This window comes from Mucilaginibacter pallidiroseus (assembly GCF_007846085.1).
Taxonomy (GTDB): Bacteria; Bacteroidota; Bacteroidia; order Sphingobacteriales; family Sphingobacteriaceae; genus Mucilaginibacter; species Mucilaginibacter pallidiroseus.
Window position 1 is genome coordinate 693,405 of record NZ_VOEJ01000001.1, and the last position, 12,597, is coordinate 706,001.

Consider the following 12,597-nt stretch of genomic DNA (forward strand, 5'->3'; position numbering starts at 1 on the left):
TATCTATAATAACTCGGTAGCCAGGTTAGCCAATTCGCTCCGCTCCCCTTTTTGCAAGGTGATATGAGCGTATAGCGGGTGCCCTTTAGCCTTATCTATGAGGTATGAGAGTCCATTACTTTCAGCATCCAGGTAGGGCGTATCAATCTGGTAAATGTCGCCTGTAAAAACAAATTTGCTGTTTTCCCCGGCGCGAGATATAATGGTCTTTACCTCATGCGGCGTAAGGTTTTGGGCTTCGTCGACTATAAAGAAGATTTTGCTTAGCGTGCGGCCCCTTATAAACGCCAGTGGCGTTATTGATATCTTGTCGTTACTCACCAACTCATCTATCTTCGCCTGCATTTTAGCATCCTCGGCAAATTGATCTTTTATAAATTTTAGATTATCCCAAATGGGTGCCATGTAAGGGTCTATCTTTGATTTCACGTCACCAGGCAAAAAGCCTATGTCTTTGTTGCTTAACGGCACTATAGGGCGCGTAACAAACACCTGCCTGTAAAACTTGCGCTGCTCAAGCGCACTGGCCAGTGCCAGTAAAGTTTTACCTGTACCGGCATTGCCTTGTATAGTTACCAGTTTAATATCGGGATGAAGCAGCGCATGTATGGCAAAAGCCTGTTCCTGGTTACGGGGCGAAATGTTCAACACAGGTTGCTCAATCACTTTTTCTACCTCGCCTGTTTGGGAATTATAAAAACCAGCGGTGCTGCCGTTTTTACTGTTTAAAACATAAAAATGATTGCCGCTATCAGTCGCAATGTCTAAGCTCCCGGCAGGCAGGCTTTCCGTTTTATTGAACTTACTTAATAGCTTTTCGGTAACCTTATTCAAAACAGTTTTGCCGCTGTATAACTCATCAAGATTTTTAACCTTGCCTGTTTCATAGTCTTCGGCGTTTAGGTTAAGTGATTTAGCTTTCAGGCGCAGACAGATGTCTTTTGATACAAGGATCACCTTACGGTCTGGATGCTCAAACTGAACGCCAAGGGCCGCGTTCAGGATCCGGTGGTCTGTTTTGTCAGATCCAAAAACCAGCTCGGCGTCTGCGCTGCTGTTTTTGACATCCATAATAACTTTGAAGTTTCCTTTGCTTTTGCCATTCAGTGGTGTCCACTGGTTGATGAGCCTGTTGCGCGACATATCGTCCATCAGCCTTATAAAGCTGCGCGCCTCAAAGTTGCGGGTATCGTTGCCGCTTTTCATGTTGTCAAGCTCTTCTAATACCTGTATGGGTATAGCAACATCATGCTCCTGGAAATTTTCAAAGGCGTTATGATCATACAGGATAACAGAAGTATCCAGTACAAATATCTTCTTTTTACGGTCGGTAGTTTCCTTGCTCATCATTGCTAAAATAGGCAATAATGTTTAAACCTTGTTTGGCCAAAAGTATATAAAGTGAGATTGAGCGCAGTCTAAAAAAAGTCTTTAAAAAGGAAAACGGAAGCTTCCTCTTTCGAATCAACTTCCGTTTCCTGTACTTCATAACAGCCATAGCCGTCATGAAGCTAACAAGTTTTGTGTAATTTAACCGACCTGATTACCTCTTTGTTAATTGCACCACTGCATGCTAACACAACCCGATGAAGAATTGTAAGACATATCAATTGTTTACGATGTATAACCGCCCGCTTCCTTGCAAAATCTAAACCCTTCAAACCAAACTTTTCTGCTTCAGCCAACCTATTCCTCGCGGATATGATTGACTTTAGTAGCTGTTGGTAAGCGTTTGTTAGACCTCCTTGGGGATAACAACAATGTTTTACCCGTGCAACGCTGATTTATCCGTTTTCGACAAAGAATATGGATAGCTCATTGATGCTAACGCAGATTACCTCAAGATCATTATTGTTACTGCTTTTCTTCGTAAAGTATTGCAGCATAAATAATACCTCATCTACTCTCAAAAGTTTGTTGCTATCGCAACTCCCATTTTTTTAAGTACTTAGGAACTTCCCTTGATCTTTAGCGCGCCCGGAGGTTTGCCCGATTCAATTTCAAATTTCCTGTAAGGCTGTCAAAGTACGTCGTTCTTGCTATTTACAATATCGGGACAAAATGATATACGTGTCAAGTATTTTTTTACATTTATTTTTAACACGTTATTAACATCTGATAACCGTTTATAAACATAGTATTAGCGCTTAATCAGCTGTGTTAAAACTGAAATTGCAAGTTTATCAACATTTCACTTTATCAACACATCAGGCTACGCGCTAATGAAATAAGCTTTTATTAATTGCGTAAATTATTAAAAATTAAATTTTTTCTGTTAGATGTTTCCAGTAACGTTTGGGTATATGGCGCACATGTAACTTAGTGTTTTTACGCGACTGGATATTTACACTTTTAAAGTAGTTTTTCCAGAGATGCTGGTAAAGGCCTTCATCTTCACTTAGCACACCGTCAATGTCGCTGGCTTTATTGGTCTCAGCAAAATCAATGTTAATATACTCTACATCATGTAAATTATAATACATACCGTATTTACGCCTGATATCATAAATGATCCATTTCTGATCAGCATAACGATTTCTAAAATGTTTCATTAACAACGGTAACACATTAAAATCAGGCTCAATCACCGAATAGTACGTGCCATCCTGCAATTTCTGAAAACGTATAAAGGCCTCCATCCTATGCTTTTCTCTCCTAACCATCCGCACAATTTCCGAAACACGCATCACATACCTGTTACCGTAATCCTCCTCAACGTTTTCGCTGCTATCAAAAACATACCGGATAAAGCCTATATAGTTATTTTCTTCCCTATCCATTCCCGACAGGTGCGCCGCATACAAACGTTGCACCCCCATCCCAGATAATTTCTTTTTTAAGCCACCCAAAACCCTGGTCGCCCTTGCCTCGTCGCTAACTACATCCATTACTGCGTCAAACATTGTTTCGGTATAATGCTCTTTACGCAGCAAATTCACCTTCCCTAACTTATGCTCATATATTTCAAACACAGCTGTTAACAAACCCTCAAAGGTGCCATCATATAATAATGTGGTAACCATATCAAAATAAATTGAGTTGGGTTTGTGTGTTCTTGAGATATTTGCTGTGCGATGTAGCCAATATAAATTGCTTGATATTATTACCGGTAAGGTCACGGCGTTCAAATTCGCTGCTATTACAGATAATGAAATATTTTGCGCGGTTCAGGCTCACACCTAATTGTTTAATTTGATCCCAGTTTAATTTACCAAACCGGCGGGCACTTACTATTTTATGAGCCGATTGCACACCTATACCGGGTACTCGTAAAATCATTCGTAAATCGGCTTTATTTATATCTATTGGAAACTCATGCATATTTCGGATGGCCCATCCCAGCTTCGGGTCGATATCAAGATCAAGATGTGGCTGTCCATCATTTACAATTTCATTAACATGAAAGCCGTAATTCCGCATCAACCAATCTGCCTGGTAAAGCCGATTTTCACGAACCATGGGCACACTTGTATTTAAAGCCGGCAAGCGGCTGTCGGCCAATACAGGTACATAGCCCGAATAATATACACGGCGCAGGTTAAAGTTTTTATAAAAGTAATTGGCCGAGTGGAGTATTTGATTATCATTCTCGGGCGTGGCGCCAATAATTACCTGTGTGCTTTGGCCTGCGGGCGCAAACATGGGTGCCTTTTTAAAAATCTTCTTTTCTTCGGTGCGCTGAATGATTGCCTTTTTAAGATAACCCATTGGCTTAATCATCTCCTGATGACTTTTGTCGGGCGCCAATAATTTAAGGCCTGCCTCGGTTGGCATTTCAAGATTTACGCTCAATCTATCAGCATACAATCCTGCCTCATTCATCAATTCGTCACTCGCGCCCGGAATTGATTTTAAATGAATATAACCGTTAAATTTATGTTCGGTACGTAGCTTTTTAGCAATGAGTACCAATCGCTCCATGGTATAATCAGCATCCTTAAAAATGCCCGAGCTTAAAAATAATCCCTCGATATAATTACGACGATAAAAGTTAATAGTCAGATCAACTACTTCCTGAACTGTAAAGGCAGCACGTTTAATATCATTGCTTTTGCGCGATACGCAATAAGCACAATCAAAAATACAATGGTTGGTAAGCAATATTTTTAATAAAGATACACAGCGTCCATCCTCGGTATACGAATGGCAGATACCGTTACTCGCGTTGCCTAAACCCTTATTATCATTTTTACGCTTACTTCCGCTTGATGAGCAAGACACATCATACTTGGCTGCATCGGCTAAAATATTGAGCTTTTCGGTTATCCTTTCCTCATTCATATCAATTCAAAATTACTAAAAATATTAGTAATTATTAAATTTGAAGAAAATAATTTAAGCGTTTTAGAAAGGATTTGGCAAGTAATTACTCCATGAAATTTTGGTGATGTTGCTCCGTCTCTGGCTGAATTATTACAAACCTTACCAGTTTGTACTCTACCTTTACGGTGGCTCTTATTCGATCAATAGCATCGTTCAATTCAACAGTGTTCAACTCGTTTTTAAAACTGATAATCAGCATTAGTAAAATCTCTTCAGGCGATTGATAGGTGGATAAAATGTGCATTGTTTTTTTCACCGCCGCATCCTGTTCAACCAGTCTGCAAATGTTTTTACGGGTTTCGGCAGATATCCCCTCGCCCATTAATAAACTCCTGCTTTCGCGCGCTAAAATAGCCGATACCAGTACCAACACTAGGCCAACCAAAATGGATGCAACGCCATCAAGGTAAGGCAGATCATATTTATGATTTAGCGCAGTACAAATCAATACTATGAATAAGCCTGCCACAGCCGCAGCGTCCTCAAATAAAACCAGGAATGTTGATGGATCTTTACTTTTAACAATGGCCTCCCACCATGCGGTTTCGCCGCGGGCCTGGTTAAATTGTTTGGTAGCAATAACAAGAGAAGTGCCTTCAAATAATATAGAAAGGCCCAGCACAATATAATTTATAGTAGGCCGCTCCAGAGATTCCGGATGTTGTATATGATTTATGCCTTCATAAATGGAAATGCCGCCACCCAGACCAAATATCAATATTGAAACAATGAACGACCAAAAGTAAAGCTCCTTTCCATAGCCAAAAGGGTGTGATGCGTCTGCAGGTTTTTTGCTTCGGCTTATGCCGAGCAGCAAAAGTAATTCGTTCACAGTATCCACCACCGAGTGTACACCCTCGGCCAGCATTGCCCCGCTGTTTGTGATACCCCCGGCAATAAATTTGGTGATAGCAATAAGCAAGTTTGCTATGAGGGCACTGTAAATAGAGGTTTTGGTAGATGCCATAGTTATACACTGTTAAATAAAATAATAAAAAGAATGTTTTAGCTTTAAGCCGACGATACTTTGTTATTGGCTTAAAACACACATATTAACATGGAAGACCAAATGTTATGCAAACACATGCTGGCTATTACGCAGGTAAAACTTGGCGATGAACACGTTTGCGAAGAATGCATTAAAACCGGCGATGAGTGGGTTCACCTGCGTACTTGCCAAACGTGCGGTGTAACGTTATGTTGCGATCAATCACCAAACCAACATATGACAAAGCACTACAACGCCACGCAACATCCCGTTATAGCATCTGATCAGCCGGGCGAGCGCTGGTTGTGGTGCTACCCTGATGAACTGTTTGTTGAATACTAGCTGAGCTGTAATTTTAGGATATATTTTAAACTAAAAAAACATTTTCGTTTTTGTTTAGTTGAACAATAGTCTATACAAAATTTGTGTAGTTACACTATTTTCCGCTACTCCAAAAATTTGAAAACTTTACAACGCATAGCCATAATTGGCGGTGGGCCAAGTGGCCTATTCATGTATAAAAGATTAGTCGATTCCGGCCATTCCGAAGTTACCATTGACATCTTCGAAAAAAATCAGCAACTGGGTGCCGGTATGCCCTACAGCACCGACGGTGCCAATGATGAGCATATCACAAACGTGTCTGACAACGAGATACCGGAGTTGGTAAACACCATTTCCGAATGGATTAGTTCGGTATCGAAAGACACACTTGATAAGTATAAGATTGACCCGAAAAATTTCAACGAATACAAGGTGCTGCCGCGCTTGCTTTTTGGCCAATACTTAGGCGCCCAATTTGCTTTGTTGCAAAAAGCTGCCAAAACAGCCGGTATACAAACAACGGTACATTATGGTACTACTATAGTTGATATAACCGATGATGCAAATAAAGCCACTGTTACCTTACAAAGCGAAAATGGCGAAAAATTTGAATTTGACACGGTTATTGTTTGTAGCGGGCACCGCTGGCCCAAAAAACATGAGGGCAAGGTAAAGGGCTATTTTGATTCGCCATACCCGCCGGCAAAACTGAAATTTAAGGCCAACCACCCGGTGGCTTTAAGGGGCTCGTCGCTTACTGCAATTGATGCCATACGTACAATGGCGCGAGAAAACGGATCCTTTTCGGTAAACGATAACGGCGACTTAACTTATCAACTTGCAGCAGATAGCCCCAATTTCAAAATGGTTATGCATTCGCGCAACGGTTTGCTGCCTGCTGTACGTTTCCATCTAGAGGATTCGCATTTGTCGAAAGATTCGGTACTTAGTGAAGAAGTCATTGCTTGTAATCGCGCCGAAAATGATGGATTTCTTTCTCTTGATTTTGTTTTTGAAAGAAACTTTAAAGATAGCTTTAAAGAAAAACGCCCCGAATTTTACGAGCGTATTAAAGATATGAGCATTGAGGACTTTGTAACTGCCGTTATGAAGGTGAGAGAAGGTACCGAGCCATTTAAATTGATAGAAGCAGAATATGAAGAAGCCGAAATATCTATAGAAAAACACCAATCTGTTTACTGGAAAGAAATGCTGGCCGTGCTTAGTTTCGACATGAACTACCCGGCGAAGTATTTTTCCGCCGAAGATACTTTGCGCCTTCATAAAACGCTTATGCCGCTGATATCCGTAGTGATTGCCTTTGCTCCCCAACCCTCGGTAGACGATATGATGGCACTGCATAAGGCCGGTGTTTTGGATATAATTACAGTCGGTGATGATAGCAATACAAAAGCTGTGGAAACAGGCGGCGCCATTTACGATTACACAGACGAGAAAGGCAATAAGTACTCACAGCACTACGAAACGTTTGTAGATTGTGTTGGCCAGCCACATCTTTCATACGATGATTTGCCTTACCCCGGCTTGCTGGCAAATAATACCGTAAGCCCCGCCAAAATCAAATTCAGGGATGCTGCCGAAGGATTAAATGCATTGAAAAGCGGAAAAAACAAAGTGAGTACCGACGGCCAGGGAAATTATTACCTGTCAGTACCGGGCATTACGATAAATGACGATTTCCAGGTGGTAGATAAATATGGCGCTTTTAATGACCGCGTTTACATGATGAGCGTACCTTACATAGGTGGCTATAACCCCGACTACTCGGGGCTCGATTTTTGCGAAGCAGCATCAGAACGCGTTAGTAAACGCATTTTACAGTCATAAACCATATGGATAGCATAACCCAAGCCGAGAAGCCTAAGTTATTTATGATACTTTTAGGGTCCAAATCGCCTAAACGCAATGTGGAACAGCATGATTATTTTTTTGGAATAGCCACATCGTTAAAAGAACTTGTGCCCGAAATAAAAGCCTTTTGGCCAGAAGCGGGCGCAAGCATCCATATTGATGGCTGGCGCGAAGTACACGCTGTTGATGGCCACCGAGTAGAAATTATAGCCAAGACTGGTGTTAACGAACCACCCGGCAAAAAGCTTTTTTTTGTTAACCTTGGCGGCTATACCGAAAACCGGCTTGAGGAGCAACATTATGTTATCCTTTCTGTTCAGGATGACCGTACACAAGCCGTGCAAAATGCTAAACAGACAGTATTTTTCAAGTCGGCTACAGTCAAAGGCATGAAGGGTGCCAACTCTCATATTGATGAGAAATACGGCATTGATGTGGATGATATTTACAGGATAGAAGATATTTTAAGCCCGGCACAAAAAGCCATGTATCATATAGCATTAACACCTCAAACCAATTTGCCGGAAGACAAAATAACACTCGGCTACTTCAAGTTGGATAAACTTCCGTAACGCTTTCTAATATATCTCGACTGTATTAGTTCTCAACAACCTTTGTGTTGCGGGTATCGTTTACCTAATTTCGCTGCCGTACTTATGAAAGTAATTCTTGCAGAAAAGCCATCAGTAGGCCGCGAAATAGCCAAAGTATTTGGTGCAACAACAAAAAGAGAAGGCTACATTGAAGGCAAAGGATACACATTCACCTGGGCCTTTGGCCACTTGCTGCAATTAGCCGCCCCGCAAGAATATGGTTACTACGGCTGGAATGTTCAAAACCTGCCTATGTTGCCGCCTAAATTTAAACTTTCCTTACGCAAGGTCAAAACTAAAGACGGTTTGGTTGATGATCCCGGCGCAAAAAAGCAGCTGGATATCATTAAAACACTGTTTGATGAAGCTACCGAAATCATCGTAGCAACGGATGCCGGTCGCGAAGGCGAACTGATTTTCAGGTACATTTATTATTACCTTAAATGCAAAAAGCCGTTTAAGCGCCTTTGGATTTCGTCGCAAACAGATGCCGCCATTAAAGATGGATTCAGAAATTTGAAACCCGGCACCGATTACGATACACTTTTCAACTCGGCGCACTGCCGCTCACAGTCCGACTGGCTGGTGGGTATGAACGCCACGCAGGCGCTCAGCTTATCATCGGGCACACGGTCGGTTTTATCGTTAGGCAGGGTTCAAACACCTACCCTTGCCATGATTTGTGCCCGATACCTGGAGAACAAAAACTTTGTCCCCGAAACCTTTTACCAGGTGGCAATACAGCCCGATAAGGACGGACAACTATTTAGGGCCATTTCTGATAAAAGTTTCAAGACCCGTGAAGAAGCGCAAGCCGTTTTGGAAAAGGTTGAGCCAACAGGCTTGGTTTTAAGCGTGGACGCGAAACCACGTAAAGAACCGCCCCCGCTTTTGCATGACTTAAGCAGTTTACAGCAGGAAGCAAATAAACGCAAAGGTTTCACAGCCGACCAGGCGTTGAGTTTGCTGCAAAACTTGTATGAGAGCAAATTAGTTACCTACCCACGTACAGGCAGCCGCTACATTGGCGACGATGTGTTTGCCGAAGTGCCAAACCTCATTGCCAAGTTCAACAACCACGAAACTTTTGGCAAACAAGCAAATTTGCTTACAGGCGTTAAGCTTAACAAGCGTAGTGTTAATGCAAAAAAAGTGACCGACCACCATGCAATTTTGCCTACCGGCGAGATGCCTAACCACTTAACGCCCGATTTACAGGCCATATATGATATGGTTGCGGGTCGCATGCTGGAGGCGTTTAATCAGGATTGTATCAAGGAGATCACAAAAATTGTGATACAATCGGGTGCAAAATATGTGGCAAGTGGTACCGTGATAAAAACCGCAGGATGGCGTGCTGTTTTTAACGATAAAGATGAAGAAAAAAAGGATGAAGAAAACCCAACTTTACCCAAAGTGCAACAAGGTGAAAACCTGCCGATAGTAAACAAAGCCTTGCTCGAAAAACAAACAAAGCCAAAGCCATTGTATAATGAAGCAAGTTTATTAAAAGCATTGGAGACCGCCGGCAAAGAAATTGACGATGAAGAGCTGCGCCAGGCTATGAAAGATAGCGGACTTGGCACGCCGGCAACCCGTGCAGCTATGATAGAAACACTGCTTAAGCGTAACTACATTGTTCGTGAGAAAAAAAATCTTGTACCTACTGTTACCGGCCTCGCTGTTTACGATGTGGTGAAAAACCAACAAATAGCCCAAGCCGAACTTACCGGTAACTGGGAAAAAAGGCTTGAAGAAATAAGATCAGGCGCTTCTGTAAGTGAATTTCAGGACGAAATAAAAGCCTACACAAGCACTATTACAAAAGATTTGCTGCAAGCCGGCAAGGCAATAGTTATCCCAAAGCTTAATAGATAACCTAATTTATCATGTTGGCTTGGTTGCGTACCTTTTGCGTAAAGTTGTGCATGTCGAAAGGCTTGTGTATGTGATCATCTGCACCGCAAGCTGCTGTAATTTGCTCAAGGTCGCTATTAGCCGATACCAATATCACAGGTATATGTTTAAGGCCTTCTTCGGCTTTAATATAACGGCACATCGATTGTCCGTTTTCACCTTTCAAATTTAAATCGAGCATAACCATATCCACTTCGCCGGCCAGTAACTTTTTACGCGCACGTTCCGTATCGGCAAGGCTAATTACATTAAAGCCTTCCATCTCAAGCAAAATGCTTATCATCTCTGCAATAATCGGCTCATCCTCAATTACAAGTACTCTTCTTTTCATGTAATCAACTAAAACAAATTTGAAGCCAATTGCGATAATAAGTCAACTTAACTACCTTAAATTTTCTCAACAGGTTTAAAACAATAAAAATACTGCGTTTTCATACATCCAATTGCGGGCAAAGCGGCAAAAAAAGCTATTTTGCAAGCCTTTAAGTACATTTTACTGCACACAAGTTATCATGAAAAAACAGTTACTAACTCTAACCATGCTCCTAACTGCAAGCATTGGTTTTGCGCAAACCACCAACGGAATGAAATGGTACAATCAACCCAAAAAGTGGAGCGGCGACGCTAAGGAATTAACCATGACGGTTGATCCTAAAACCGATTACTGGCGCATAACCCATTATGATTTTATTCGCGACTCGGGGCCGTTTTATTACCAGGAACTTGCCGGTAACTTTGAAGCGTCTGTAAAAGTAACAGGTAACTACGAAGAGCTATTTCACCAGGCAGGCTTAATGGTACGGATAGATAACGAGAACTGGATTAAAACAGGTATTGAGTACGTAGATGGCGTGCAGAACGTAAGCGCAGTTGTTACCCGCGGCGTGTCCGACTGGTCTGTTGTGCCACGTAATGACAGCCCGAAATCTATATGGTTAAAGCTGCTTCGCAAGGGCGACTATGTGCAGATCCAGTATTCATTTGACAACAAAGACTTTAAAATGCTGCGCCTGGCTTACTTCCCTCCAAAAGTAAACGCACAAATAGGAATGGTAGCTGCGGCACCTGGGAAAAAAAGCTTTTCTGTTGTTTTTCAAGACTTTACCGTAACGCCAATTAAGTAGATTAAGTAGATATTTCACCCTTAAAAAGGCAGACTGTAGTATAAATATCGCATTAAGAGTATTTTAATTACTTTTGCCACACAAAGAATCAATAAAATGGAAAAATTCACATCATTAAAAGAGCTTATTGCCTCTGCAGAAGCAGACGCTACAGCATTCTACGAAAAAGGAAACAAAGCAGCAGGTACACGTTTACGTAACGCTATGCAACAACTAAAAGTTGCTGCTACAGATATCCGTAAAGAAGTAACCGATATCAAAAACAAGTAATCTCGAGAAAGAAATACTGTATTTGGGAAACCCCGGTCATATTAAAATGGCCGGGGTTTTATATTTAATTACCATCAATATTAGCTGCGTCGGTAGGTTCGTTTAGTGTGTCTTTTGCAAGGGTAACCAACTCTCTTCGTTTCGACAGGCTATCAGGATAATTCGAATTCAGATATTTAATGAGGTTTTCGCGGACATAGCAACGCAAATCAAAAGCCTGCGATGAGTTACGAGCGCTTACCAAAGCACGCAGCTCAACGGTACTTTCCTTTGTATCGGTAACTTGCAGTATACCCACACGCTTATCCCATAACGGAGACAAATTTAATAACCGGGTAAGTTCATCCCGCAAAGCATCTGTAGGTACGTTATAATCTACATACAAAAACACAGTACCTAAAATTTGTGATGTAGTGCGCGTCCAATTCTGGAAAGGCTTTTCGATAAAGTAATTAATGGGCAATATGAGCCTGCGCTGATCCCAGATATTTAGCACCACATAGGTAAGTGTAATTTCCTCCACCTTGCCCCACTCCCCTTCAACCACCAGCACATCGTCAATCCTTATGGGTTGTGTAAAAGCGATCTGGAAACCGGCTAACAAATTACCAAGCGATTTTTGTGCAGCAAAACCTATTATAACACCACCTATCCCAACACCGGTAAGCAACCCTGCCCCTAGCTTGCGCACGCTATCAAAACTCAATAAAATCAGCGATAGCGTTATGATAAATATAAACACTGCGGCAACCTTACGTACAAACTGCAGCTGTGTTCTTATTTTACGCTCCTTTAAATTATCCTCTTTGTTGAGATCGTATTTGTGATAAATAAGATCCTCAAGCACGCGCATGGCACGCATGAGCAGCCTGGCAAATGATATCAGCAGGAATATACCCAACCATCGCTTTATATCATCAAGATATCGAGATTGAACTGCTACAAAGGGCAGTAACACATTGGTAAGCAGGAGCGGCACAAAATGGTTGAGCGAACTGCTTAAGTGTGTTACTATTGAGCGCAAAAACGAATACTCGTCCTCCTTTTTATTTTTATAGTAATTGAGCAGCAGCCCGGCAATATAGCGTATTACAACGCCGATTATGAGGATGAAAGCTATAATAATAAGGTTCCATGCCCAAGGCGGTAATTGTTTTGACCATGCGCCCAACAGCTCTTCCATGTT

At 41.7% G+C, this 12,597-nt stretch carries 12 protein-coding genes; 6 read left to right on the plus strand and 6 right to left on the minus strand.

Annotated elements, in window-relative coordinates:
* Positions 1-3 precede the first annotated feature (3 nt).
* From FPZ43_RS03095 to FPZ43_RS03110, 4 genes are all read right to left on the minus strand, one after another.
* Complete coding sequence (locus tag FPZ43_RS03095; RefSeq protein WP_261380974.1) at positions 4-1,350, minus strand: PhoH family protein; 1,347 nt, start codon at positions 1,348-1,350, stop codon at positions 4-6.
* 911 nt (positions 1,351-2,261) lie between these two features.
* Complete coding sequence (locus tag FPZ43_RS03100; RefSeq protein ID WP_146380373.1) at positions 2,262-3,023, minus strand: TIGR03915 family putative DNA repair protein; 762 nt, start codon at positions 3,021-3,023, stop codon at positions 2,262-2,264.
* Between the two features lies 1 nt (position 3,024).
* Entirely contained in the window at positions 3,025-4,281 is a 1,257-nt protein-coding gene (locus tag FPZ43_RS03105) for a putative DNA modification/repair radical SAM protein (RefSeq protein ID WP_146380374.1), read from the minus strand.
* Between the two features lie 85 nt (positions 4,282-4,366).
* Positions 4,367-5,290 carry a cation diffusion facilitator family transporter gene (locus FPZ43_RS03110; RefSeq protein WP_146380375.1) on the minus strand — a complete coding sequence of 308 codons (924 nt, stop codon included), beginning with the start codon at positions 5,288-5,290 and terminating at the stop codon, positions 4,367-4,369.
* 90 nt (positions 5,291-5,380) lie between these two features.
* Between FPZ43_RS03110 and FPZ43_RS03115 the strand changes: the two genes are divergently transcribed.
* From FPZ43_RS03115 to FPZ43_RS03130, 4 genes are all read left to right on the plus strand, one after another.
* Positions 5,381-5,653 (plus strand): UBP-type zinc finger domain-containing protein, encoded by a 273-nt coding sequence (locus tag FPZ43_RS03115; protein WP_146380376.1) that lies wholly within the window; start codon positions 5,381-5,383, stop codon positions 5,651-5,653.
* Positions 5,654-5,770: 117 nt separating this feature from the next.
* On the plus strand, positions 5,771-7,483 hold the full coding sequence (locus FPZ43_RS03120) for an FAD/NAD(P)-binding protein (RefSeq protein WP_146380377.1): 1,713 nt from the start codon (positions 5,771-5,773) through the stop codon (positions 7,481-7,483).
* A 5-nt stretch (positions 7,484-7,488) separates the two neighbouring features.
* The gene (locus FPZ43_RS03125; protein WP_146380378.1) at positions 7,489-8,079 is read left to right on the plus strand and encodes a DUF1543 domain-containing protein; all 591 of its coding nucleotides are present in this window, start codon (positions 7,489-7,491) and stop codon (positions 8,077-8,079) included.
* Positions 8,080-8,163: 84 nt separating this feature from the next.
* Entirely contained in the window at positions 8,164-9,978 is a 1,815-nt protein-coding gene (locus FPZ43_RS03130) for a DNA topoisomerase (protein WP_146380379.1), read from the plus strand.
* 1 nt (position 9,979) lies between these two features.
* Here FPZ43_RS03130 and FPZ43_RS03135 read toward each other — a convergent pair whose 3' ends face one another.
* Positions 9,980-10,348: a response regulator transcription factor gene (locus tag FPZ43_RS03135; RefSeq protein ID WP_146380380.1), complete on the minus strand. Its 369-nt coding sequence runs from the start codon at positions 10,346-10,348 to the stop codon at positions 9,980-9,982.
* 181 nt (positions 10,349-10,529) lie between these two features.
* On the opposite strand from FPZ43_RS03135, the gene FPZ43_RS03140 reads away from it, so the two are divergent.
* Both FPZ43_RS03140 and FPZ43_RS03145 read left to right on the plus strand, forming a co-directional pair.
* Entirely contained in the window at positions 10,530-11,141 is a 612-nt protein-coding gene (locus tag FPZ43_RS03140; RefSeq protein WP_222430914.1) for a DUF1349 domain-containing protein, read from the plus strand.
* Between the two features lie 96 nt (positions 11,142-11,237).
* The gene (locus FPZ43_RS03145) at positions 11,238-11,411 is read left to right on the plus strand and encodes a histone H1 (protein WP_146380381.1); all 174 of its coding nucleotides are present in this window, start codon (positions 11,238-11,240) and stop codon (positions 11,409-11,411) included.
* 64 nt (positions 11,412-11,475) lie between these two features.
* Here FPZ43_RS03145 and FPZ43_RS03150 read toward each other — a convergent pair whose 3' ends face one another.
* Positions 11,476-12,594, minus strand: a complete 1,119-nt coding sequence (locus FPZ43_RS03150; RefSeq protein WP_146380382.1) for a mechanosensitive ion channel family protein — start codon at positions 12,592-12,594, stop codon at positions 11,476-11,478.
* Between the last annotated feature and the right edge of the window lie 3 nt (positions 12,595-12,597).

Coding starts and splice junctions, on each gene's coding strand:
- FPZ43_RS03095 (WP_261380974.1), bottom strand. CDS start 1,350: ATGATGAGCAAGGAAACTACCGACCGTAAAAAGAAGATATTTGTACTG.
- FPZ43_RS03100 (WP_146380373.1), bottom strand. CDS start 3,023: ATGGTTACCACATTATTATATGATGGCACCTTTGAGGGTTTGTTAACA.
- FPZ43_RS03105 (WP_146380374.1), bottom strand. CDS start 4,281: ATGAATGAGGAAAGGATAACCGAAAAGCTCAATATTTTAGCCGATGCA.
- FPZ43_RS03110 (WP_146380375.1), bottom strand. CDS start 5,290: ATGGCATCTACCAAAACCTCTATTTACAGTGCCCTCATAGCAAACTTG.
- FPZ43_RS03115 (WP_146380376.1), top strand. CDS start 5,381: ATGGAAGACCAAATGTTATGCAAACACATGCTGGCTATTACGCAGGTA.
- FPZ43_RS03125 (WP_146380378.1), top strand. CDS start 7,489: ATGGATAGCATAACCCAAGCCGAGAAGCCTAAGTTATTTATGATACTT.
- FPZ43_RS03130 (WP_146380379.1), top strand. CDS start 8,164: ATGAAAGTAATTCTTGCAGAAAAGCCATCAGTAGGCCGCGAAATAGCC.
- FPZ43_RS03135 (WP_146380380.1), bottom strand. CDS start 10,348: ATGAAAAGAAGAGTACTTGTAATTGAGGATGAGCCGATTATTGCAGAG.
- FPZ43_RS03140 (WP_222430914.1), top strand. CDS start 10,530: ATGAAAAAACAGTTACTAACTCTAACCATGCTCCTAACTGCAAGCATT.
- FPZ43_RS03145 (WP_146380381.1), top strand. CDS start 11,238: ATGGAAAAATTCACATCATTAAAAGAGCTTATTGCCTCTGCAGAAGCA.
- FPZ43_RS03150 (WP_146380382.1), bottom strand. CDS start 12,594: ATGGAAGAGCTGTTGGGCGCATGGTCAAAACAATTACCGCCTTGGGCA.